Raw genomic sequence first — 21,757 nt, 5'->3', positions numbered from 1 at the left:
TGGTTAATGGAATAGAATTTCTTCATTCACCATAAGGTTAATAATGAAGCTGGATATCGACGACCTGCGCTTCATCCTGGCGCTGGACCGGGTCGGCAGCCTGGCCGCTCTCGCGCGCGAGGAGAACGTCACGCCGCCCGCCATCACCAAACGCCTTGGCCAGCTGGAGGCGAGGCTGGGCGTGCGCCTGGCGATGCGCACCACGCGCCGCCTGCAACTGACCCACGAGGGACACCTGCTGGCCCAGCACGCCACCGGGGTCATCGAGCGCATGCAGGCCATCGAGGAAGCCTTGCAGCAGCGCAGCCAGGTGGTGGCGGGCAAGCTCAAGGTGCACGGTCCGTTCGGCTTCGGCCGCCGGTATCTCGCGCCGCTGCTGGATACGTTCCGCGCCAGCCATCCGCAGGTGGAGGCCCAGCTCTTCCTGTCCGACAACCTCGTGCTGCCCAGCCAGCCCGTGCATGGGCGCGATGCCTTCGACGTGCTGGTGAGCATCGGCGAGATTCCCGATTCGCGCTGGGTGGCCCATCGGCTGGCGCCCAACCGTCGAGTCCTGTGCGCCGCGCCGGCCTATCTGCGCGGCGCGCCCGCGATCGAGAGCCCCGCCGATCTGGCGCATCATGCCTGTCTGGTCCTGCGCGAGAACGACGAGGACGTGACGCTGTGGCGCTTTACGCAGCGCGAGGGCGGGCGCGGCGAGCCGCGCCCGCAGACGGTGCGCGTGCATCCGGCCATGGAGAGCAATGACGGCGAAGTCATCCGCCAGTGGTGCCTGGCGGGCCGGGGCATCATGGTGCGCTCGGAATGGGACGTGGCCGCCAGCCTGGCCGAGGGAAGGCTGGTGGCCCTGCTGCCGCGCCACTGGTTGCCCGATGCCGACGTGACGGCGCTGGTGCCGCAGTCGCGCATCGCCTCGGCGCGCGCCCGGCTGTTCGTCGACATGCTGAAGAAGGCCTTCCGGCCCCGGCCGCCGTGGCGCCCGGCATGAGGGCGCGGGCGTGCCGGGGCCTCGAATTGCCGCCTCGGGGGGGCCAGGCAATGACGGGCAGCGCCGGCGGGCGGTTCAGTCCCGGGTGAGCCGGAGGTAGTAGTTCGGCAGCGCGAACAGCGCGCCATGCACCCGGGCGTTGTAGTACTCCAGGTCGCGGATTCCGCGTTCCTCCAGGCGCGCGTGGATCGTCTCGCCCGCCGCCGCGTCGGGATCGAACGCATCCGAGGCCACCGCCAGGCCCCAGTAGGTGCCGTACAGCGGGATGTGCAGGCCGTAAGGGCGCACGTGGGCGAACTGGGCGCGCAGCATCCGGCAAAGATCGCGGACCTGTCCGGGCTGGTGGAAGGGCGAACCCATGTGCAGCACCAGCGCTCCGCCCGGCGCCAGCGCGTGCTTGCAGCGGTGGAAGAATTCGGGCGTGTACAGCGGGCCCGCCGGGGTGTCCGGATCGGTCAGGTCGAGCAGGATCAGGTCGTAGCGGTCGGACGTGCGCGCGAGGAAATCCACGCCGTCTCCGACCAGCACCGTGGCGCGCGGATCGTCCAGCGCGCCACGGTGGATCTTCTCCAGGTACCGGCGCGCCACGTCGATGACCTCGCCGTCCAGGTCGACCAGCGTGGCCTGTTCGATGCCGCGGTGCTTGAGCAATTCCTCCAGCGCGCCGCCGTCGCCGCCGCCTATGATGAGAGCGGTCCGGGGCGCGGGGTGGGCCGTGGCGGCGGGATGTACCAGGGCCTCGTGATAGAAGAATTCCTCGGCCTCGGACGTCATGTAGCGTCCGTCCAGCCGCAGGGTGCGGCCCAGCGACGCGGACTCCAGCAGTTCCAATCGTTGATGGGCCGTCTGCCGGTCAAGGATGCGGCGATCGAAACGAAAACCGAAGTACGCCTGGCCGGCAACGTCCTCGAACACCAGTTCGCCCGCGTCGGCCGGCCCGTCGACGTCGCCGCGGGTCAGGTGCTGGCGTTGCATGTCGCTCGGCCGGAAGGCTTCCACGATGGCCTTCATGAGCGCTTCGGCCTTGCGTGAATTGTCTTCCTGGAAATTGCAGACGTAGACGTCGAGCGTCACGCCGTTGCGTTCGGGCCAGGTATGGACGGCCAGGTGGGATTCGGCCAGCAGCAGCATGCCCGTCACGCCGCCGGGCTGGCCTTGGAACTCGGGGAAGGTGTGCCACTTCTCGTCGACCAGGGTGAGTCCGGCTTCGAGCGTGTGGCGGCGGCAAAGCTGCGCCAGCATGTCGGCGTCCGTCATCAGGACGGATTCGCAGGCGCAATGATAAAGATCTGCGGTAAGGTGCAGGCCTTGCATGGTGTCGATGCTCCTTGGAAAGAAGTCTTGCGACCAAGGGGATGGGCACTACGAAAGCCCGGAAGGCCAGAGGCTTCCGATTCGAGCGGCGATGGCCGGTTCCGTGTGGAACGGCTGGGCAAAAATGGCCGAGTCTACCCCAACCTGCCTGGATGCGCGAGGCACGGCGCGGCACGAAAAAAAACCCCTCGCCGGGGCGAGGGGTCGTCGGTGGCGCCGATGCGGGGCGCAGGCCCCGGAACGCGCGTCAGCCGGCGGTGATGTTGTGCGACTTGATCACCTTTTCCCAGGTCGCGGTCTCGTCGGCCTGGAACTTGCGGAAGGCGTCCAGACGCAGCGGCGACAGCTCCAGGCCCTGGGCCTTCAGCGTTTCCAGCGTGGCGGGTTCGCCCAGGATCTTGGTCACGTCGCGCGCCAGTTGGCCGGAAACATTGGCCGGCGTCGAGCTGGGCACGTACAGGCCATACCAGGACACCACGTTCACGCCTTTCACGCCGGCTTCGGCCAGGGTGGGGATCTCGGGCATGATGGGCGAGCGCTCGGAGCCGGTCAGGGCCAGCGCGCGCAGCTTGCCGGACTTGATCTGGGGCATCAGGGTCGGCAGCGCGCCGAAGATGACCTGGATCTGGCCGCCCAGCGCATCGTTCAGCGCCTGGGTCGTGCCCTTGTACGGAACGTGCAGCAGGTCGGCGCCGGTGGCGTCCTTGAACAGTTCGCCGGCCAGGTGCAGGCCGCTGCCCACGCCGGGCGAGCCGTAGGCCATGGTGCCGGGCTTGGACTTGGTCAGCGCGATCAGTTCCTGGATGTTCTTGGCGGGAACCGACGGGAACACGGCGACCACGTTGGGCGCCTTGGCCATCATCGCGATCGCGGTGAAGTCCTTGTCGACGTTGTAGGGCAGGTTGGCCATCAGCGTCGGGTTGATGGTCATGTTGCCGGCCGGGACGACCAGCAGCGTGTGGCCGTCGCCGGTGGCGCGCTTGACCGCGTCGATGCCGATGTTGCCGTTGGCGCCGGGACGGTTGTCCACGACGGCGCTCTGGCCGTATTCATTCTGCAGGCCGGTGCCCAGCAGGCGGGCCAGCACATCCACGGGACCGCCCGGCGGGAACGGAGCGATGATGCGGAACTGGCCGTGCTTGAGCGAGGCCTTGGCGGCGGCGTCGTCGGCCGCGGGAGCCTGGGCGAAAGAAGCGGTGGCGACCGCCGCGAACAGCGCGCCGGCAACCAGGCGAGTGCGAAATTCAAACATGATTGACTACTACTCCAAGACAATAAGTGCCCACCCCCTGCGCCCTGACGGGCGCCCCCTCAAGGGGGCGGCGCTGGCGGACCGGCAAAGCCGGATCCGCGGCGCCCCGGGGTAAAACCGGGCTGGCGGAAAATGGCGTTTTTCCCGCCTTGAATAACCTGGCTGAACTCAGTTTTACGCCGAGTAATGAGCGTCAGACAGGGCGAGATGGATCTGCTCCTCCGACCCTCTCGCATGCAGGCCTCGACAAGAAGAACACGGTTCTCCGTCTGCCTATTTGTTACCCCAGGATGCGGTGGATCCGGCTTTGCCGGTCCACCCGCATCGCCCCCTGGGGGGCGCGCGCAAGCGCGTAGGGGGGGTTATATGGCTACAGCATGTGCCTGATTGCCGATGGCGCGCACGACGCTATAGACAGTCAGGGCGGAAGTCTTGGGGTTGGCCGCGAGCGGCTTGCCCCGCATGGTGATCTCGAAGCTGCCGAAGGCGCCGCTGGCTTGCACGTGGTGCACGTTTTCCTTGCTGGTGGGGTCGGCGATCAAGCGCACCTGCGTGCGGTCCAGGCCGAGGCCGGCCAGCGACAGCGTGGCGGCGACGTTGGCGTTCTTCGGGAACAGCCGCGCGGCTTCGCCGGCGGGGCCTTCGAAGATCACCGTGGGTTCGGTCAGCGCCTCGAGCTTGAACTGGCCGTCGGCCGGCGTGTCCTTCCAGGCCAGGGCCGGCTTGCGGCCGGTGTAGACCACCGAGTCCAGGCCGCCGATCTTGGCCGCGGCCAGCGCGTCGATGCCGCCGATGGCGCCGGACAGGAGCTGCACCTGGGTCTTGCCGCGCCTGGCCGCTTCTTCCAGTTGCCGCGCCAGTTCGACGTCGGACAGCGCGCCGATGGAGACCACCACGCAGGGGATGCCTTGTTCGAGCGCGGGCAGCACGTGGGCGCGCAGCGCGCCGTGGCCGGCGCATTCGACCAGCAGGTCGGGGCGCTGGGCGACCTCGGCCAGTCCGGTCACGACCTGGGCCTGGGGAGCGATCGCGCCGACCTGCTCGCGGGCCTGGTCCAGCGTGTCGGGGGCGACGATGACACTGTCGATCGACACGTCGGGATCGTTCTTCAGCAGCGACAGGACGGAGAGGCCGATGGCCCCCGACCCTATCATCGTGATTCGTAGCATGTTGGCTCCTGGGCGATGCGTTGCCCGGTCAATGGGACGGTGAATAGTTGAGCAGGCGCGACAGCTCGTCGGCGGTGCCGCGCACGCGGCCGATCAGTTCGGACACCCGCGATTGCTCGACGCGCGACGACGGCAGGGCGGCGCCCAGCGCCGCGACCACGCGGCCGGTATGGTCGCGCACCGGCGTGGCGATGCTGGTGATGCTGGGTTCGTAGAAACCGGCGCCCATGGCATAGCCGTTGGTCCGGTCCTGTTCCAGCAGTCCGTGCAGCGCCGTGAGCGTGGGCGGCGTGCTGGGTGAATAGACTTCCAGTTCTTCGTCGGGGTAGAGCTCGCCCATCTCCTGGCGGTCCAGGTCGGTCAGCATCACGCGGCCAAGCACGGTGGCGTGCGCGGGCAGGCGCGTGCCCAGGTTGACCGCGCTGGGGAACAGCGTGGGCGCCGAGACCTTCGCGACGTAGACGATGGAACGGCCGTCGCGCACCACCAGGTTGCAGGAATAGCCGATCTCGTCGCGCAGGCGTTGCAGCAGCGGTGATCCGAGTTCGGTCAGCTCCAGCGAAGCCAGGTACTCGAAGCCCAGGCTCAGTACGGCCATGCCCAGGCGGTAGCTGCGTCCGCCCTCGGTGCGTTCGATGAAGCCCAGCGCCTCGAGCGTGGTCAGCAGCCTGAACACCGTGGAACGAGGCAATCCCATCTTGCGCGCGAACTCGGGCGCGGACAGCGTGCGGTGCTGGCGGCTGAAGTGGCTGAGCAGCCGCAGGCCGCGTTCCAGGCCCGGGACGATGTAGCGCTCGGGGATCTCTTCGCTGATGGTGGCGTCGTCCATGGTCAGCGGGGCGTGGCGCCGGCGGTGGCCGCGGCGTGCGCGCCTGCCAGGATGGCCGCGACCGCTTCCGGCCGCTCGATGTGGCAGGCGTGGCCGGCCACGGCGATGGACCCGTAGGGCGCGCCGAACATCTCGGCGATGGCGCGGCAGTTGGCCGGCACGGTCACGGTGTCCTGGTCGCCGGAATGGACTTCGACCGGCATCGGGGCCGGCGCGTAGCCGGCCATGTCGGCATTGCACAGCATCTCGATAGCCTGGCGGTAGCCGGCGGCATCGAGGCGTTCCATGTTCCACCGCACCCAGGCCAGGGCCTCGGCGCTGGGTTCGGACGACAGCATCTTGGCCGGGCGCGTGCGCGCCATGCCGGCGATGCCCACCTGTTCCAGCGTGCGCAGCCGCTCGGCGCGCACCGCTTCCTGGCGCTCGGCCAGCGCGGGATTGCCGTAGCCGCGCGTGGGACTCAGCAATACCAGGCGCGCGATCCGCTGCTTGCCCAGGCCGTGCGCATAGGCCGTGGCCATCAGCGTGCCGAGCGAATGGCCGGCCAGCACGCAGCGTTCGATGCCCAGCGCATCGAGCATCTGGTGCAGCCGGGCCGCGTAGTCTTCGGCACCGGGCGAGGCCGGCGCCAGCCGCGCCGAATTGCCATAGCCCGGCGCGTCCCAGGCGATCACGCGCGCACGCTGCGCCAGTGCAAGCGCCGCATGCAACCACGAGCCCGCGCCCGAGCCAATGCCATGCAACAGCACGATGGCCGTGCCGTCCGCGCCCGGCGTGCCCGCCTCGCGATAACACTGCACGCCCCCGGCCGTCTGCACCGACTTCTCGGCAAAACGGCTATTGAGCAACTCCAGCGTTTCCGGCGACGGTTCCGGCGCCAACGTATCGGTCTGCATCGTCCTGTAGTCCTCTTGCGCCCGCGAACCCTTCGTCCACGAACGCGAAAGCGCGGCATTGTATCCGTGTGTCAACCGCCCCGTTACATGGGGAGGCTCATCCGGCTGCAAAGAGCGGCAAGTATGCCGCCCTTCACCTGCCTGTTGTTATCCCAGGGCACAGCGGATCCGGCTTTGCCGGTCCGCCGGTGCCGCCCCCTTGAGGGGGAGCGGCCGAAGGCCGCTTGGGGGTGGGCTTCCCTTCCGGTCCGCCAGTGCCGCCCCTGGGGGCGCGCGTAAGCGCGTAGGGGGGCCCTATTACCGCTTGATCTTCGCCAGCGGGTGCTCGGCCGGGTAGGTCGGCGTGATGGGCTTCTTGGCGCCCAGCATCACACACATCAGCGCGTCTTCGTCGCCGACGTTGATTTCCTCGCGGTACACGCCCGGGGGAACCGAGACCAGGTCGCGGTCGGTCAGGATGGTTTCGAAGCGTTCGCCGTCCTTCTCCAGGACCAGCTTGAGCTTGCCGCGGATGACGAAGAAGATTTCTTCGACGTCGGTGTGCAGGTGCGGGGGGCCTTCGTGGCCGGCCGGGATCACCATGGTCGAGAACGTGAAGTGCTCGGACGGCACGGTGTTCACGTCGGCGGCGACGCCGGTGCCGCCCGTGCCGACGTAGCGCATTTGCGCACGACGGTACTTGGGATCGAAGTCTGCCTGGAACTTCAGGGCGTCCCAGTCGTACTTGCGGGTCGAGAACCGGGCGACGCGCGAGTTCATCCAGGTTTCGAAGTCGGCGCCTTCAGGGCGGTCCCAGCTGCGGGCGACTTGCTGTTGTTCGGACATATCCGTCATGGTGTACTCCTGCATGGGCGGCGAGGCGCCGCGAAAGCGGGTGAAAGCGGGCCCGGAAGGCGCCCGCCGCGGTGTGTTCGCTGTCACTGCCAGGCGTTTTATATTTAAAACGCGGATTTAATAGTGAAACAAGGCTAAATATACGCCCTATTGGTGAAATCGTCACTAGGGTAAACACTAGGCCGCCATTACCGGGTACAATGGCGACTTGCGCCTGGCTCCAATCCGGGCGTGCATCCGGCCAGGCGCCGCGCGCCACGTTTCCCCGGGCCTCAACCCCGGACAGCCGTTTCCGGCCGGCCTATCCCCCGTTAAATACATACGTCAGCCTCGATTGGAGTCACTCAGCTTGAGCGACGGGCCGTCGCTGGAGTTGTCTTGATTACTTCCGATATTTCGTTTGCCGACCTTGGCCTGGCCGAGCCGCTGATGCGCGCCATCGCCGATGCCGGTTACACCCATCCCACCCCCATCCAGGCCCAGGCGATCCCCCAGGTGCTCCAGGGCGGCGATTTGCTGGCCGCCGCGCAGACCGGCACCGGCAAGACCGCGGGCTTTACCCTGCCCCTGCTGCACCTGCTGTCGTCGAACCGTCCCGCGCAGATGCGTCCGGGCCGCCCGCGCTGCCTGATCCTGACCCCCACCCGCGAACTGACCGCGCAGGTCGAGGAGTCGGTGCAGATCTACGGCAAATACCTGCCGCTCAAGTCCATGGTGATGTTCGGCGGCGTCAACATCAATCCGCAGATCTCCGCGCTGAAGAAGCCGGTGGATATCCTGGTTGCGACGCCCGGCCGCCTGCTGGACCACGTGGGCCAGAAGACGCTGGACCTGTCCGGCGTCGAGATCCTGGTGCTGGACGAAGCCGACCGCATGCTGGACATGGGCTTCATCCGCGATATCCGCAAGATCCTCGCGCTGCTGCCGTCCAAGCGCCAGAACCTGCTGTTCTCGGCCACCTTCTCCGACGAAATCCGCGCCCTGGCCAAGGGCGTGCTGAAAGACCCGGGTGAAGTGTCCGTCGCGCGGCGCAATACCGCCTCCGAACTGGTGCGCCAATCGGTGCTGCTGGTGCAGAAGGAACAGAAGCGCGACCTGCTCAGCCATCTGGTGCGCAGCAACGGCTGGAAGCAGGTACTGGTGTTCACGCGTACCAAGCACGGCGCCAACCGGTTGGCCGAAAAGCTGGTCAAGGACGGTGTTTCCGCCGCCGCCATCCATGGCAACAAGAGCCAGTCCGCCCGGACCAAGGCCCTGGCCGGCTTCAAGGACGGCTCGGTGGAAGTGCTGGTGGCGACCGACATCGCGGCGCGCGGCCTGGACATCGACCAGCTGCCGCAGGTGGTGAATTTCGAACTGCCCAATGTGCCCGAGGACTACGTGCACCGCATCGGCCGGACTGGCCGCGCGGGCGCGACGGGCGCGGCGGTGTCGCTGGTCGATGGCGAGGAAGGCAAGCTGCTGGCCGACATCGAGAAGCTGATCAAGCGCAAGATCGACCGCGAGCCCCTGCCGGCCTTCACCGTGTCGGCTCCCGACCGCGACGAGCGGGCCGACCGCCCGCCCCGTTCGCATGCGCCGCGCCAGGGCCAGGGTCGCCAGGGCGCGCCGCGCGACGGCGGCCGTGCGGCGGCCGGCCATGGCGCGGGCGGCCGCCAGTCGTCCGGCAATGGCCGCGGACAGGGCGCCGCGCGGGCCCAGGGACCGGCCAACCGGCCGGCCTCGTCCCCGCCCAGCCAGGCCCGTCCGGCCCAGCCGCGCCACGCCGCGCCGGCTTCCCAGGGCGCGGCGCGTCCTGCCGGCGAGGCCCGCAGCGGTGGCGCCCGCCGCCCCGCCCTCTTCACGCCCAAGACCCAGGGCTGAGCCCTGCGCGGTGCCGGATCGCCTGCGCGGTCCGGCACCGCGTACCCCGCTGTCTTCATCCCCGCTTTCGACCCGCCCGCGTCCCGCGCCCGATACTTTGCGCGTTGACGCGGAATAGCTACGCTCGTAAACTATTTGCGAAACTTAGTTTCGCAATGCGAACTTAGTTTCGCAATGCGAACTTAGTATGTCCGGCCACCCCCTGATGTCCTATAGCGAGAAACAGCACGCATGAAAGCGCCACACGACCAACCGCGCATCCTCATTGCCGGCGCGGGCATAGGAGGGCTGACGACGGCCCTGGCTCTCAAGAAACTGGGCTTTCGCCACATCGAGGTGCTTGAGCAGACGGCGGTCCTGAAGGAGGTCGGCGCCGGCATCCAGCTCGGGCCCAACGCCGTCAAGGTCCTGCACGAGCTGGGCATCGCCCCTGAACTGGAAGCCGTGGCGGTGGCGCCGCTGGCCACCCGGTCGCGCGACTGGGCCAGCGGCCGCACCATCCGTAACTTCCCGCTGGGGCCGGAGTGCGCGCAGCGATACGGGGCGCCTTACTATCATGTGCACCGCGCCGATCTGCACAATGCCCTGATCGACGCGTATGGGCGCGAGAACGTGCGGCTGGCGCAGCGCGTCAAGACATATGCGCAGGACGCCGAGGGCGTGCGCGTGGTCCTGGAGTCGGGCGAGACCGTGGAAGGCGATGTGCTGGTCGGGGCCGATGGCGTGCATTCGGTCGTCCGCGGCCAGTTGCTGGCGGGGCAGGATCCGCGCTTCACCGGACTGCTCGCGTGGCGGGGCATGGCGGATGCGGACCGCGCGCGCCACCTGGGCATCGAGAAGAACGTCAATGCCTGGTGGGGGCCGCACCGGCACTTCGTGAACTATTACGTCTCGGCCGGCCGGCGCATCAATTGGATAGGCATCGTGCCGGCGGGGGAATGGCGGCTCGAATCCTGGTCGGCGCGTGGCGACAAGGCCGAGGTGCTCAAGGAGTTCGACGGCTGGCACCCCATCGTGCGCGGCCTGATCGAGGCCACCGACGACGTGTTCAAGTGGGCGCTGTACGACCGCGACCCCTGGCCCGTCTGGACCCGCGGCCGCGTGACGCTGCTGGGCGATGCGGCCCATCCGATGGTGCCTTTCCTGTCGCAGGGCGGTTCGCAAAGCATCGAGGACGGCTATGTGCTGGCGTTGTGCCTGGAAGGACTGCCGCATGATCCGGCGGCCGCGCTCAAGGCCTACCAGGAGCTGCGCACCTCGCGGACGGCGCGCGTGCAATTGGGCTCGCGCGAGGCGGGACAGATGTTCCACCAGACCGATCCGTTGAAGAAGTTGATGCGCAACCTGAAGTTCCGCTGGGCCGCGCTGACCAACAGCCAGGAGAAATGGCGCCGGGTCGACTGGCTGTACACCTATGACTGCCGGGAGGCCGTGGCCGAAAAGCTGGGCGCGGTACGCGCTACCGCGCCAGCTCCCACCGCCGATAGCACCGCCTGATCGCGGACGCCGACGGCAGCGATACCCGGGGCAGGTCCAGTCCGTCGACCATCTCGGCATAGCTCTTGCGGTTGCGCGGCGTAACCACGGCGATGTGGTGGATCATCGCCCACTTGACGCTGTCGCGGCCGCCCTCCAGGGCGCCGCGCCGGTCGCGCTCGAACCAGGTCCTGCGCAGGTAGCGCAACAGGCTCAGCGGGGTGGAGATGTCCAGCAGGATCACGCCGGTCGCGCGCCGGAAGCGCTGCGGCATGCATAGGGAATAGTTGCCGTCCATGACCCAGCGCTCGCCCGCGATGGCCGCGTCGTGCAGGGCGATGAACTCGTCCGGCGGGCGGGGTTCCCAGTCGGTATGGGGCAGGTGATAGAGCCGGTCGAGATGGACCGGCTCCAGGCCGCACTTGCGGGCGATCGCCTCGGCAAGCGTGGACTTCCCGCTGTTGGAGGGACCGACGATACAGATGCGCGGCCCCAGGCTTGCCAGTGTCATGAAAAAGGTGTCCTTCACATACAGGCACCTTTTTATTCGATGGCGCGCGTCCTGCCCAGCCCCGCGGGGATCATCAGGCCGGCGGACGCGCCTCGAACCCGAGCACGCTTTCCAGCGCGTGCGCCGCCTGCAAGACCTGGGCGTCGTGGCCGCGCGGCGCGGCGATATGCAGGCCCATGGGCAGGCCGGCGGCGGTCAGCCCCATCGGTATGCTGATGGCAGGCTGTTGGGTCAGGTTGAACAGCGAGGTGTAGGGCGTCCAGGCGCGACGGTTGGGGAATTCCTCGAACTCCTTCGGGTAGCTCAGGTTGGCGTCGAAGGCGGGGGCCGCGACTGTGGGCGTCAGCAGCAGATCGAACCGCTGGTGGAAGGCGTGCAGGCGCCGCGCCAGGTCCTGGCAGCGCGCCTGCGCGCCCATGTAGTCCTCCAGCGCCAGGCCGGCGCCATCCTCCAGGATGCCGGCCATGACGGGCGACAGCAGCGCGCGCCGCTCGGCCGGCATGTGCTGCAGCGCGTACCGGTATCCCGCCTGCAGCAGGACCAGGTAGTCGTCGATGGGGTTGTCGATATCCGGGTCGGCCTCTTCGACGATGGCGCCCAGTTCGGCCAGGCGCCGCCCCGCCTGCCCGAAGGCCTCGGCGATTTCGGCGTCGACCTTGGGAGCGTAGCCCAGGGTCAGGCTGAGGGCGATGCGTTTGCCGCGCACGCCCTGTTCCAGACCGTCGCCCAGGCTGTCGGGCAGCCAGGGCAGCGACATGGCGTCGCGCGGATCGGGCCGGGCGATGATGTCCAGCACCGTGGCCGCGTCCCGCACGTTGCGGGCCAGCGGTCCGACGCAGGACAGGCCGCCGGCCACGTTGGGCGGATACATGGGCACGAGGCCGCCGGTGGCCTTGAAGCCCACGACGCCCGTCAGGGCCGCGGGAATGCGCAGCGATCCGCCGGCGTCCGAACCCAGCGCGAAGGGGCAGAAACCGGCCGACACCGAGGCCGCGCCGCCGCCGGAGGATCCGCCGGCCTGCTTGGTGGTGTCCCAGGGGTTGGTGGTGGCGCCGGTGAGCGGGCTGATGGTGACGGGGCCCGCGCCCAGCTCCGGCATGGTGGTCAGGCCCAGCAGCACCGCGCCGCCCTCCTGGCAGCGAAGCACCGCGGGCGCGGTGTCCGCCACGGGATCGGCGGGCATCGCCCGCGAGCCGCGCCGATGGGGCAGGCCGGCCACCATCAGGTTGTCCTTGGCGGTGAAGGGCATCCCGTCCAGCGGTCCGAGCGGCGCGCCGCGCCGCCAGCGCGCCTCGCTGGCGCGGGCCGCCGCGCGGGCGCGGCCTTCGTCCAGGACGGTGAACGCGTTGATGCGCTCGTTCAGCGCGGCGATGCGGCCAAGCTGCGCTTCGAGCGCCTCGACCGGGGAGATCTCCTTGCGTTCGAAGGCTTGGGCGAGTTGCGGAAGGGAAAGAAACGGCAGGTCTGACATGCTGTGGGGAATCCTGGGTTGATCGCCGGAGGCGCTACTGCGGCCGCGCGCCGTCGACGCGCTGGTCGGGGGCCACGACGTCGCCGTCCACGACCATGGGTTGGCCGTCCACGTGGAACGAACATTTACGCATGGGAATGTCGAGGTGCGCCTTGGTGCGGCGGCTGCCGCCGGGTCCGGTGGAAAACAGGAAGTTGCCGTAGAACGACCTGGCCTCCATGCCGATGGTGGCGGCCTTGTCGTACAGCCCGAGCGAGGTCCAGCGGGCCTTGGGTTGCAGGCCCCAGCCCAGGTGCGACACCGCGTAGGCGTCCGGGTCGTCGAAGCCGCGCAGGTAGGCGTCGAGGAACTCGGCATCCAGCCCGCCCGAGATGCGCACGATGGTGCCGCGCTCGATGTCGAGGGTGATGGGCGCCTGCACGTAGTTCTTGAACGGCAGGATGATGTCGCCGGGTGCCAGCACGACCACGCCCTCGGCCGTGCCGTCGTCGGGCAGGCGGGCGACGAAGCCGCTGGGCCAGTGGTCCCAGCGCCCGGGGCTGTCCACGTAGCCGTATTCCGCGGTGATGGGATAGGCGCCGATGGACGCCGTGAGCCGGGTGCCGGCGGCGGAAGTGACGGTGATGCGGCGTCCTGCCGCGTAGGCGTCGCGCGCGGCCAGCACGCGCCGCCGGTCGTCCGGCGATGGCATGACGCGGGCCAGGACTTCCGGGGGCTCGTAGGCCAGCAGCATGCGGGTGCCCGATTCCAGTACCGCGCGCTGGCCAGGCGTGAACAGCAGGAATACCGTGTCGATGACCAGGTCGGCCGCCTTCATCGCGGCCAGCGCCATGGGATCGTCGTCGATGGGCGAAGCGCCGCTGACCACGGTGGGATCGGTGCCCACTTCGCAGCTATCCCAGTTGGGCGCGATTTCCAGCCTGACCACCCGCGCCTGCAGCGCGGCGGCGGCCCGCGCGGCGGCATCGACCACGCGCGAGTCGGAGTTCTGCGAGGTCAGGATCAGCACGTTCTCGCCGGGGGCCAGTTTCGAGAGCGCCAGGACTTCCGTCCAGCAGCGGGTCAGTTGCGAGGGACTCAGCGGCATGGGACCTCCGGGGTGTCGAGCGTGGCCAGCACCTCGGCCAGGGATTGCACCTCGCCGTACTTCTGGCCCATGTCGAAGAGACTGGCGTCGTGCGGGGCCGGCGCGCGGTCGCTGACACAGTCGGCCACCACCACCGGACGGAAATTGAAGCTCATCGCGTCCACCACGGTGGCGCGCACGCAGCCGCTGGTGGTGCTGCCGGCCACCAGCACGGTGTCCACGCCGCGCCGGATCAACCACCCCGCCAGGTCGGTGCCGAAGAAGGCGGACGGCTGGGTCTTGCGGATGATGGCGTCCCCGGGCCGGACTTCCAGTTGCGGGACGATGTGGCTTTGCGGATTGTCCTCGTGCAGCGAGGCCAGGGCCGGTATCTTCATGCAGAAAACGCTGTCGGCGCCCGGGGCGTAGACAATGCGGCTGAAGGCCACGGGCAGCTTCGCGCGCCGGGCGGCCGCCAGCAGCGTGACCGTGGCCGCGATGGCGTCAGGGATGTTGCCGCCGCCGAGCACGTCGGGATCGTTGAAGCCGTTGACGAAGTCGACCACGACCAGGGCCGGCCGCAGGCCCCAGCCGCTGCGGGCGCCCAGGCCCTGTCTGCGATAGACCGATGCGGCGGTGTCGTTCATCGTTTCCGCCTTCAATGCGAGCCGTCGAGCAGCGCGCCCGCCCCCGGAACGTGGCGAGGCAGGTCCAGGCGCTGCAGCATGGTGTAGGTCGTGGCCACCGCCGCCGACAGGACCGGCAGGCCGCGGCGGGCTTCCACTTCCGGAATGGCGGCCAGCGACGGCATCTGCACGCAGGCCGACAGTACGATGGCATCGGCGCCCCGCACGTCCAGCTTGTCGGCGATCTCCACCAGGGCCAGCGGATCGCGGTTGCCGACCGCGCGGTTGTCGTCGATTTCCAGCGAGATCGCGTCCAGCACTTCGATGCCTTCGGATTCGATGTAGTCCACCACGAGCCGGGTCAGCGGCTTCATGTAGGGCGTGACGATGGACACCTTGCGGGCGCCGATCGCCTGGATGCCGTTGAGCAACGCGCCGGCGCTGGTCACGACCCGGGTGCCGGGATGGCCCGCCGCGGCGATGCGCGTCAGCTTTTCCTCGGAAGTCCGATGGTAACCCTTGCCCATGGACATGATGGCGACCAGGCAGGCATAGCCGATGACGTCGACGGCGGCATCGCTGAGTTCGGCCGCGCAGCGGTCGGCCTGCGCGTCCATGGCGGCCAGTTCCTCCTTGTTGACCTTCATCATTCTCATCCTGCTGGAATGGAAGGTGAAGCGTTCCGGGGCCACGGTCTCGCGCGCGCGGAACATGGCCGGGACCTCGGTCTCCATGGTGGTGTTGGAACTGGGGACGATCTGTCCGATGCGGTACACCGGCTTGCTCATGTCGATGATGTTTCCATGACGGGCTGCGGGGACGGCCATGGCCGTTGCCCGGAGCGATTGGATGAATCGTGTTCGTGGCCACGGGCATCCCCGGCCACCCGCTTGCACGGGCGCGCCGGGCCGGCGTGGCCGGGAAGGCGGCGGATCTTCGTGGTCACTCGGGGCGGATGTTGGCTTCGCGGATGACGGTCCTGAAGGTGGCCAGTTCATCGTGGATGAGCCGGGCCGATTCCGCCGGCGACGCATAGCGCGTGATGATGGACTGGGCCAGCAGCGGCTCCTGCACCGCCTTGTCGGAGAAGACCTGCTTGAAGGCGCGATCGAGCTTGTCGATGATGGGCGCGGGCGTGCCGGCGGGCGCCAGCGCGAACAGCTTGGCGCTGACGTCGTAGCCTTTGAGGCCGGCCTCGGTGGCCGTCGGCACGTCGGGCAGCAGGCTGATGCGCTCGGGCGAGGCGACGGCCAGCGCGCGCAGCTTCTGGCTGCGGATGTGGGGCAGCGTGGCCGCCAGGCTTTCGATGCTCATGTTCACCTGGCCGCCCACCAGGTCGAGCAGCGACGGCGAGATGCCCTTGTACGGGACGTGCAGCAGATCGACGCCCGCGGCGCGCTTGAACATTTCCCCGGCCAGGTGCTGCACCGAGCCGTTGCCGCTGGAGGCGAAGGTCATCGCGCCCGGCCTGGCCTTGGCCAGCGCGACGAGTTGCTGGACGGACTGCGCCTTGACGCCGGGATTGACGACGATCACGAACGGGATGCTGCCGAACACGGAGACCGGCGTGAAGCTCTTCTCCAGGTCGAAGGGGGTGGAACGTTCGTACAGCGAGGCGTAGATCGCGTGGCTGGTCAGGGAGCTCCACAGCAGGGTGTAGCCGTCGGGGTCGGCCTTGGCGACGGATTCGGCGCCGATACTGCCGGTGGCGCCGGGCCGGTTGACCACGATGACCTGCTGGCCGAGCTGCTTGGCCAGCATGGGGCCGGCCACGCGCGCGGCCGCGTCCACGCCTCCGCCCGGCGGCCAGGGCACGACCAGGGTGATGGGCCGTTCCGGCCATTCCGCATGGGCTCCCAGGCTGGTTGCCAGCGCGGCGGCCCCGATGGCGGCCTTCAAGACTGCTTTGACGTTCATGCTCGACCCTTGATGATGGTGACGAAGCCCCGGCTCCCCCGCCGTGGGCGCTTGTGCAACCCAGGCCATGCGGCCTAGTCTCCTTGGTGGTTCGCAATGCGAAATTAAGTTTCGCAAACTTTTGGGGTATCCTACCCAACAACTTTTGCGCGTGTCAACGAAGTTTGCGAGCAGCTCGGATGAGAGGAACTTCCCAATCGAGGGCGATCAGCCCGGTGCCATTTGCCGAGCCGGATGCCGACGAGGATCCTGGCAGGCAATTCGTGACCGCGCTGGCCCGGGGGCTGAGCATCCTCAAGGCCTTTACCCGGGGCGACACGTCCCTGGGCAACCAGGAACTGGCCGAACGCACGGGGTTGACCAAGCCCACGGTGTCCCGGCTGACCTATACCCTGACCCGCCTGGGCTACCTGGTCTGTTCGCCGCAGACCGGCCGCTACGAACTGGGCACGTCCGCGCTGGCGCTGGGGTACTGGGCGATGGCGGGATCCTATATCCGGCAGGTCGCCACGCCGCTGATGGAGCGGGTCTCGGAAGAGCTGAACCTGTGCTGCGCCCTGGGCTACCGGGACGATGCCGATGCCGTCTATCTCGAACACACGCGCGGTTCCGGCGCGCTCATCATGAGCGTGCAGTCCGGCTCGCGCACGCCCCTGGTCACGACCGCCATGGGTCGCGCGCTGATCGCGGTGATGGACCGGCCCGAGCGAGACAAGCTGTTCGCCGCCGAGAAGATCCGCCACGGCGCGCAGTGGCCCAGGATCCTGAAGGGCATCCAGGAAGGCCTGAAGGACTACCAGGCGCGCGGCTTCACGCTGTCGCTGGGCGATTGGGAAAAGGAAATCAACGCCGTGGGCGTGCCGCTGGAATTGAACGACGGCAATCCGCCCATGGCCCTGATCCTGGGCGGTTCTTCCTATGTGGTCGATCGCCAGCGCCTGGTGGAACACGTCGGCCCCCGCCTGGCCGAACTGGCCGGACAGATACGCCAGGGCCTGAAGTCGCGCGGCTGATTCCCGCCCTTCCCGGCCCCCCCGTTTTTGCTCATGGATCCATGATTATTTGCAATGCGACATGCGTGAAGTCGCGGCATAAGATGCGCCCGTCGATGACCGAACGAGGATCCGGGCAATGCCGTCTGACCGCAATGCAATCGCCGCGCCGCCGCTCGCGCAACCGGGCCGCAGGCGCGCGCTGAAGGGACTGGCGGGCTACGCCTCGCTGTGCGCCGGGTGCCTGGCAATGTCGGGCCGGGCCGGCGCCCAGGGCGCGGCGCCGCGCCGCATCGATACGCACCATCACATCTTTCCACCCGCCTACCTGGCGGCCGCGCGCGAGGGCGTCGTGGATTCGTCGCCCGGCGCGCCCACCGACATGTTCGACCAGTGGTCGCCGCGCAAGTCGCTGGACGACATGGACAAGCAGGGCGTGGCGACGGCCATCGTGTCGATTTCCACGCCGGGCGTGTTCTTCGGCGACGTGGCGCAGGGCCGGCGCCTGGCGCGCGAGTGCAACGAATACGGCGCGAAGATGATCGCCGACCATCCCGGCCGGTTCGGCATGTTCGCGGCCGTGCCGCTGCCCGACGTGGAAGGCAGCCTGCGCGAGATCGCCTATGCGCTGGACGAGCTCAAGCTCAACGGCGTGGGCCTGCTGACCAGCTACGGCGATCGCTGGGCGGGTGATCCTGCGTTCTTCCCGGTGTTCGAGGAACTGAATCGCCGCAAGGCCACGGTGTATTTCCACCCCACCGCCGCCAACTGCTGCGGCAACCTGGTGCCCGAGACCAAGGTGTCGCTGGAGTACCCGACCGACACCACGCGCTGCGCGGCCAGCCTCTACATCAACGGCGTGCTGTCGCGCTGCCCCGACATCCGCTTCATCCTGTCGCACGGCGGCGGATCGTTGCCCAGCTTCGCCAGCCGTATCGATGCGCTGTTCGCCGGGTCGCCCACCGCGCCGCGCTGGCCGACCCGCGCCATGGACGAGTTCCGGCGCCTGCACTACGACACGGCCGCCATCCTGAATCCGCCCGCGATGGCGGCGCTGCGCCAACTGGTGCCGGCCTCGCAGATCCTGATGGGCAGCGACTTCCCGTACCGCTCGGCGGGCCGGGCGGTCAAAGAGATCCGCGACCTAGGGATGTTCACCGAGGCCGAGCTCGAAGCCATCGAGCGCGGCAACGCGCTGCGCATCGTCCCGGGCCTGGCGCCGGCCGACCGGCGCGCCGGCTGAGGCTTACCCGTTCCCGGCCCGGGGGGCCGGGGACATTCTTCCCCATCTGTCAGGAGAGACTCATGCAGCAAGCACCGAACGCGCCGCTGCGGCGCCAGCTTCTTACCGCCGGAGCGGGACTGGCCGCCGTGGTCGGCGCCGCCATGGGCAGCGCGCCAGCCCGCGCCGCGACGCCGCCTTCGCAGGCCGAGGCCCTGGAGCAACTGCTCGGCAAGCAGGCCATTTCCGAGGTGCTGTACCGTTACCCGCGTGGCCTGGACCTGCTGGACCGGGACATCCTGCTGTCGCTGGGCCACGCCAATGGCACCGTGCAGTTCGGCAAAATGCGCTTCGATCCCTGGGCCTCGTTCGTCGATTGGCTGCTCGATGCGCACAAATCCATGCTGTCCAACAACCATCGCATGACCAATATGCTGATCGAGGTGCGGGGCGACAAGGCGGTCAGCGAAACGACCGGCACCGCGACCCTGGTGGTCGCCGTCGAGAAAGATCAGGTCGAGGAACGCTGGATGCACTCGCGTTATCTGGACCGCTGGTCGCGCCGCAACGGCAGATGGGCCATCGACTCGCGCCAGTCGGTCACGGATTTTCGGCGTATCGAGGTCTTTCCCGCCTCCGAACTGAAGACCCGCTATAGCACTCTGGGAGATCGCCTGGGCAAGGACGATCCGTCATACAAGTTGTTCAATTTCCTATGAGCGCGTCCATGAGCGCCGTATCGAAGCTGGGGGCGGCGTGTGCGTTGTCGTTGTTGGCGTGGGGGACGGTGCAGGCGGCCGACCACATGCCGCAGGGAGAGCGCACGCAGGGCCGTTCGTATTCGCCCGCGGTCGTGACCGAAGGCGGGCGCATCGTCTGGCTGGCGGGCGAGACGGCCACCACCGACCTGCAGGGCCGCGACATCAAAGGCGACTTCGAGGCGCAGGCGCGCACGGTGTTCGCATTGATCGACCAGACCTTGAAGCGCGCGGGCGGGAGCCTGAAGGACATCGTCACCATGACGGTGTACATGACGGACGTGCGCAACGGCGCCACCTTCGCCAAGGTTCGCAGCGAGATGTTCCCCGACCGCCGCTTCCCGGCCAGCGCGCAGATCACGGTCTCGGCGCTGGCCGTGCCGGGCATGCAGATCGAGATCCAGGCCGTGGCGGTGCTGGGCGACACGTGTTCGCCGGCCTCGCCCTGTTTGCCGAAGTAACCGACGGGGGCGGGCAGGAAGGACGCATCCGATAGAATCGGATGCCTGCCTTCTTGCCCGAGCGTTCCCGACATGCGTGCCAGGACCCCCCGCCTTGTTTCCGATCCGCTCGCGTCCGGGAGCGACCGGCCCCTGGATCTGCGGCGCATCAAGCTGCGGCACCTGGAGTGCATGCTCGAGGTCATGCGCACCCACAGCCTGCGCGATGCGGCGCAGGCGCTGCACGTGACGGAATCGGCGGCGTCCAAGACGCTGCGTGAGCTGGAGGCGGAGCTGGGCGTGACCCTGTTCCAGCGGTCCAAGCTGGGCACGGTGCCGACCGAGGCGGGAGAGAAGTTCGCGCGCCATGCGGCGAGCGCGGTCGAGGCCTTGAGATGGGGCGCGGCCTCCGCCCGCGGCCTGGCGCCGGCCGGCGCCGCGCTTCGCATCGGCGCCATGCCGGTCGCGGCGGTGAGCCTGTTGCCGGCCGTCCTGCAACGCCTGACCGGACAAGTCCCCGGCATGACGCTGGAGGTCGTGGCCGGCTCGAAGGCGATCCTGCTCAACCTGCTGCGCGAGGATGCCATTCAGGCCGTGCTCGGCCGCTTGCCGCCCGCGGACGACATGCAGGGCCTCTTCTTCGAGCAATTGCTGCTGGACCGGTACATCGCCGTGGTCCGTCCTGGCCACCCCCTGGCCGGACGCCCCGAACTGAGGCTCGCGGACATCGCTGCCTATCCGCTGGTCCTGCCTCCGCCCGAGACCGTGACCTGGGCCGAGATCCAGCGGTTGTTCGTGTCGCAGGGATTGCAGATGAACGAGACCCGCATCGAGACGATCTATCTCGAACTGAGCCGTGCCTGCACACAGACGAGCGACGCGGTCTGGTTCGCGTCGACCCGGCACGTGAAGCCGGATCTCGAGCAAGGCCTGCTGGACCAATTGTCCGTCGATTGTTCCATGCTGGAAGCCCCGCTGGGCATCATTGCCCGGCAGGGCGCGGGCCGGCACGCGCTTCGGGACCAGTTGCTGGAGATGATCCGGCAATACGTACTCAGTTCGTCTTGAGTTGCTGTTTTGATCAACTGAAGCGCCGAAAAGTCGTTTTACCCCGCCGGATCGCGCCAGTAATCTTCACGCCAAATGCGGCCGCAGTCGGTCCGCCCTATTGGAGACATCGTGAAGAAGATTCTGTCGAGCGCCGTGTTCACGGCCTGCGCGCTGGTCGCGTTTTCATCCTCGGCCGCGACGGTCCAGGCCATCGTGCCCTTTCCCGCCGGGGGTCCCCTGGACCTGGTCGCCCGCATCGTGACCGCGCAAATGCAGCAGACATCGGGCGATGTCTTCGTGGTCGACAACCGCGGCGGCGCCAACGGCATGATAGGCGCCCGGGTGGCCGCGGGCGGCGCCACGAACGGGTCCAGCCTGCTGTTCGCCGATGGCGCGATGGTCACGGTCAACCCGCGTCTCTATCCCCGCGACCCGGCCTTCGACGCGGAGCGGGATCTGAAGGTGGTCGCGGCCGTGGCGTTCCAGCCGGCGGTGCTGGTGGTGAACCCGTCCGTGCCGGTGAAAGGCCTGAAGGACTTCATCGCCTATGCCAAGGACAAGCGGCTCGACTATGCGTCGGGCGGCCTGGGATCGCAGGGGCACCTGACGATGGCGGCCTTTGCCAGCGCCGCGAGCCTGGACATGACGCACGTGCCCTACAAAGGGGGCGCGCCGGCCATGAACGATCTCGTCGGTGGCCAGGTCCCCGCGGCATTCGTCGGCGTGGCCGGCGCGATGGGGTTCATCAAGAGCGGCAGGCTGAAGGCGCTGGCCGTCTCGGGCGACCAGCGCATCCCCGCCATGCCCGACGTGCCGACCGTGAGCGAAGCGGGGCTGCCCGGCTTCGTGATGCAAGGGGCGTACTTCGTGATGGTGCCGTCCAAGACGCCCGAGGCGGTGGTGAAGGATCTCGAGCAGCGCGTATTGGCCGCCGCGTCGGACAAGCAGGTGCAACAGAAACTGCGCGACCTGGGCCTGGATGCGAAAACCATGGACCGGGCAGCCTCCGAGCGCTGGCTGGCGGCCGAGCGTCAGCGCATGGGCAAGCTGATCGCCGACCACGGCATCAAGGCGGAATAGGAC

General features: G+C 68.4%; 21 protein-coding genes. 9 read left to right on the top strand and 12 right to left on the bottom strand.

The annotated features are described in order from the left end of the window. The first annotated feature begins 43 nt into the window (after window positions 1-43). Window positions 44-988, top strand: a complete 945-nt coding sequence (locus AC1Q6E_RS16900; protein ID WP_492573147.1) for a LysR family transcriptional regulator — start codon at window positions 44-46, stop codon at window positions 986-988. Window positions 989-1,063: 75 nt separating this feature from the next. Here AC1Q6E_RS16900 and speE read toward each other — a convergent pair whose 3' ends face one another. From speE to AC1Q6E_RS16870, 6 genes are all read right to left on the bottom strand, one after another. After that, the gene (speE, locus tag AC1Q6E_RS16895; protein WP_492573146.1) at window positions 1,064-2,302 is read right to left on the bottom strand and encodes a polyamine aminopropyltransferase; all 1,239 of its coding nucleotides are present in this window, start codon (window positions 2,300-2,302) and stop codon (window positions 1,064-1,066) included. 247 nt (window positions 2,303-2,549) lie between these two features. After that, entirely contained in the window at window positions 2,550-3,554 is a 1,005-nt protein-coding gene (locus AC1Q6E_RS16890) for a Bug family tripartite tricarboxylate transporter substrate binding protein (RefSeq protein ID WP_152798319.1), read from the bottom strand. A 362-nt stretch (window positions 3,555-3,916) separates the two neighbouring features. After that, a complete protein-coding gene (locus tag AC1Q6E_RS16885; protein WP_152798318.1) occupies window positions 3,917-4,723 on the bottom strand; it encodes an aspartate dehydrogenase in 807 nt (268 codons plus the stop codon). 28 nt (window positions 4,724-4,751) lie between these two features. Further along, the gene (locus AC1Q6E_RS16880; protein WP_152798317.1) at window positions 4,752-5,552 is read right to left on the bottom strand and encodes an IclR family transcriptional regulator; all 801 of its coding nucleotides are present in this window, start codon (window positions 5,550-5,552) and stop codon (window positions 4,752-4,754) included. Window positions 5,553-5,554: 2 nt separating this feature from the next. Beyond that, window positions 5,555-6,448 carry an alpha/beta fold hydrolase gene (locus AC1Q6E_RS16875; protein WP_492573145.1) on the bottom strand — a complete coding sequence of 298 codons (894 nt, stop codon included), beginning with the start codon at window positions 6,446-6,448 and terminating at the stop codon, window positions 5,555-5,557. 297 nt (window positions 6,449-6,745) lie between these two features. Continuing rightward, window positions 6,746-7,282 carry a cupin domain-containing protein gene (locus tag AC1Q6E_RS16870; RefSeq protein ID WP_152798315.1) on the bottom strand — a complete coding sequence of 179 codons (537 nt, stop codon included), beginning with the start codon at window positions 7,280-7,282 and terminating at the stop codon, window positions 6,746-6,748. Between the two features lie 429 nt (window positions 7,283-7,711). Between AC1Q6E_RS16870 and AC1Q6E_RS16865 the strand changes: the two genes are divergently transcribed. Next, entirely contained in the window at window positions 7,712-9,145 is a 1,434-nt protein-coding gene (locus AC1Q6E_RS16865) for a DEAD/DEAH box helicase (protein ID WP_152799029.1), read from the top strand. Between the two features lie 231 nt (window positions 9,146-9,376). Continuing rightward, window positions 9,377-10,642, top strand: coding sequence for an FAD-dependent monooxygenase (locus AC1Q6E_RS16860; protein ID WP_152798314.1), 1,266 nt, complete (start codon window positions 9,377-9,379; stop codon window positions 10,640-10,642). On the opposite strand, the gene AC1Q6E_RS16855 is transcribed toward AC1Q6E_RS16860, so the two are convergent. The 6 genes from AC1Q6E_RS16855 to AC1Q6E_RS16830 form a co-directional block, all read right to left on the bottom strand. Next, complete coding sequence (locus AC1Q6E_RS16855; RefSeq protein ID WP_152798313.1) at window positions 10,605-11,132, bottom strand: P-loop NTPase family protein; 528 nt, start codon at window positions 11,130-11,132, stop codon at window positions 10,605-10,607. The genes AC1Q6E_RS16860 and AC1Q6E_RS16855 overlap by 38 nt on opposite strands. A gap of 73 nt (window positions 11,133-11,205) precedes the next feature. Next, window positions 11,206-12,603, bottom strand: coding sequence for an amidase family protein (locus tag AC1Q6E_RS16850; protein ID WP_492573144.1), 1,398 nt, complete (start codon window positions 12,601-12,603; stop codon window positions 11,206-11,208). A 34-nt stretch (window positions 12,604-12,637) separates the two neighbouring features. After that, window positions 12,638-13,690, bottom strand: coding sequence for a 2,5-dihydroxypyridine 5,6-dioxygenase NicX family protein (locus AC1Q6E_RS16845; RefSeq protein ID WP_296561079.1), 1,053 nt, complete (start codon window positions 13,688-13,690; stop codon window positions 12,638-12,640). Beyond that, complete coding sequence (locus tag AC1Q6E_RS16840; protein ID WP_492573143.1) at window positions 13,681-14,316, bottom strand: isochorismatase family protein; 636 nt, start codon at window positions 14,314-14,316, stop codon at window positions 13,681-13,683. The genes AC1Q6E_RS16845 and AC1Q6E_RS16840 overlap by 10 nt, the downstream gene beginning before the upstream one ends. An 11-nt stretch (window positions 14,317-14,327) precedes the next feature. After that, window positions 14,328-15,083, bottom strand: coding sequence for a maleate cis-trans isomerase family protein (locus tag AC1Q6E_RS16835; protein ID WP_492573142.1), 756 nt, complete (start codon window positions 15,081-15,083; stop codon window positions 14,328-14,330). A 154-nt stretch (window positions 15,084-15,237) separates the two neighbouring features. Beyond that, window positions 15,238-16,212: a Bug family tripartite tricarboxylate transporter substrate binding protein gene (locus AC1Q6E_RS16830; RefSeq protein ID WP_152798309.1), complete on the bottom strand. Its 975-nt coding sequence runs from the start codon at window positions 16,210-16,212 to the stop codon at window positions 15,238-15,240. A gap of 179 nt (window positions 16,213-16,391) precedes the next feature. Here AC1Q6E_RS16830 and AC1Q6E_RS16825 point away from each other — a divergent pair, with 179 nt between their 5' ends. The 6 genes from AC1Q6E_RS16825 to AC1Q6E_RS16800 all read left to right on the top strand — a co-directional run bounded on the left by AC1Q6E_RS16825 (window position 16,392) and on the right by AC1Q6E_RS16800 (window position 21,754). Continuing rightward, window positions 16,392-17,225 carry an IclR family transcriptional regulator gene (locus tag AC1Q6E_RS16825; RefSeq protein WP_152798308.1) on the top strand — a complete coding sequence of 278 codons (834 nt, stop codon included), beginning with the start codon at window positions 16,392-16,394 and terminating at the stop codon, window positions 17,223-17,225. 118 nt (window positions 17,226-17,343) lie between these two features. After that, on the top strand, window positions 17,344-18,447 hold the full coding sequence (locus tag AC1Q6E_RS16820) for an amidohydrolase family protein (RefSeq protein ID WP_492573141.1): 1,104 nt from the start codon (window positions 17,344-17,346) through the stop codon (window positions 18,445-18,447). Between the two features lie 62 nt (window positions 18,448-18,509). After that, entirely contained in the window at window positions 18,510-19,145 is a 636-nt protein-coding gene (locus AC1Q6E_RS16815; RefSeq protein ID WP_152798306.1) for a nuclear transport factor 2 family protein, read from the top strand. Window positions 19,146-19,153: 8 nt separating this feature from the next. Then, entirely contained in the window at window positions 19,154-19,645 is a 492-nt protein-coding gene (locus tag AC1Q6E_RS16810; RefSeq protein WP_296554915.1) for a RidA family protein, read from the top strand. Between the two features lie 72 nt (window positions 19,646-19,717). Continuing rightward, window positions 19,718-20,692, top strand: a complete 975-nt coding sequence (locus AC1Q6E_RS16805; protein WP_492573140.1) for a LysR substrate-binding domain-containing protein — start codon at window positions 19,718-19,720, stop codon at window positions 20,690-20,692. A gap of 111 nt (window positions 20,693-20,803) precedes the next feature. Next, a complete protein-coding gene (locus AC1Q6E_RS16800; protein WP_296554916.1) occupies window positions 20,804-21,754 on the top strand; it encodes a Bug family tripartite tricarboxylate transporter substrate binding protein in 951 nt (316 codons plus the stop codon). The last annotated feature ends 3 nt before the right edge of the window (window positions 21,755-21,757 follow it).

It is taken from the genome of Pigmentiphaga sp. MLSB6-MA01 (assembly GCF_058793475.1).
Note: the sequence above shows the minus strand (reverse complement) of the source record. Positions and strands in the feature narration are given on the sequence as shown.

Excerpts from the sequence above, each read along its gene's own strand:
- AC1Q6E_RS16875 (WP_492573145.1), bottom strand. The coding sequence starts at position 6,448 with ATGCAGACCGATACGTTGGCGCCGGAACCGTCGCCGGAAACGCTGGAG.
- AC1Q6E_RS16850 (WP_492573144.1), bottom strand. The coding sequence starts at position 12,603 with ATGTCAGACCTGCCGTTTCTTTCCCTTCCGCAACTCGCCCAAGCCTTC.
- AC1Q6E_RS16865 (WP_152799029.1), top strand. The coding sequence starts at position 7,712 with ATGCGCGCCATCGCCGATGCCGGTTACACCCATCCCACCCCCATCCAG.
- AC1Q6E_RS16860 (WP_152798314.1), top strand. The coding sequence starts at position 9,377 with ATGAAAGCGCCACACGACCAACCGCGCATCCTCATTGCCGGCGCGGGC.
- AC1Q6E_RS16840 (WP_492573143.1), bottom strand. The coding sequence starts at position 14,316 with ATGAACGACACCGCCGCATCGGTCTATCGCAGACAGGGCCTGGGCGCC.
- AC1Q6E_RS16820 (WP_492573141.1), top strand. The coding sequence starts at position 17,344 with ATGCCGTCTGACCGCAATGCAATCGCCGCGCCGCCGCTCGCGCAACCG.
- AC1Q6E_RS16855 (WP_152798313.1), bottom strand. The coding sequence starts at position 11,132 with ATGACACTGGCAAGCCTGGGGCCGCGCATCTGTATCGTCGGTCCCTCC.
- AC1Q6E_RS16810 (WP_296554915.1), top strand. The coding sequence starts at position 19,154 with ATGAGCGCCGTATCGAAGCTGGGGGCGGCGTGTGCGTTGTCGTTGTTG.
- AC1Q6E_RS16890 (WP_152798319.1), bottom strand. The coding sequence starts at position 3,554 with ATGTTTGAATTTCGCACTCGCCTGGTTGCCGGCGCGCTGTTCGCGGCG.
- AC1Q6E_RS16880 (WP_152798317.1), bottom strand. The coding sequence starts at position 5,552 with ATGGACGACGCCACCATCAGCGAAGAGATCCCCGAGCGCTACATCGTC.
- AC1Q6E_RS16825 (WP_152798308.1), top strand. The coding sequence starts at position 16,392 with ATGAGAGGAACTTCCCAATCGAGGGCGATCAGCCCGGTGCCATTTGCC.
- AC1Q6E_RS16885 (WP_152798318.1), bottom strand. The coding sequence starts at position 4,723 with ATGCTACGAATCACGATGATAGGGTCGGGGGCCATCGGCCTCTCCGTC.
- AC1Q6E_RS16830 (WP_152798309.1), bottom strand. The coding sequence starts at position 16,212 with ATGAACGTCAAAGCAGTCTTGAAGGCCGCCATCGGGGCCGCCGCGCTG.
- speE (WP_492573146.1), bottom strand. The coding sequence starts at position 2,302 with ATGCAAGGCCTGCACCTTACCGCAGATCTTTATCATTGCGCCTGCGAA.
- AC1Q6E_RS16835 (WP_492573142.1), bottom strand. The coding sequence starts at position 15,083 with ATGAGCAAGCCGGTGTACCGCATCGGACAGATCGTCCCCAGTTCCAAC.
- AC1Q6E_RS16845 (WP_296561079.1), bottom strand. The coding sequence starts at position 13,690 with ATGCCGCTGAGTCCCTCGCAACTGACCCGCTGCTGGACGGAAGTCCTG.
- AC1Q6E_RS16900 (WP_492573147.1), top strand. The coding sequence starts at position 44 with ATGAAGCTGGATATCGACGACCTGCGCTTCATCCTGGCGCTGGACCGG.
- AC1Q6E_RS16870 (WP_152798315.1), bottom strand. The coding sequence starts at position 7,282 with ATGACGGATATGTCCGAACAACAGCAAGTCGCCCGCAGCTGGGACCGC.
- AC1Q6E_RS16815 (WP_152798306.1), top strand. The coding sequence starts at position 18,510 with ATGCAGCAAGCACCGAACGCGCCGCTGCGGCGCCAGCTTCTTACCGCC.
- AC1Q6E_RS16805 (WP_492573140.1), top strand. The coding sequence starts at position 19,718 with ATGCGTGCCAGGACCCCCCGCCTTGTTTCCGATCCGCTCGCGTCCGGG.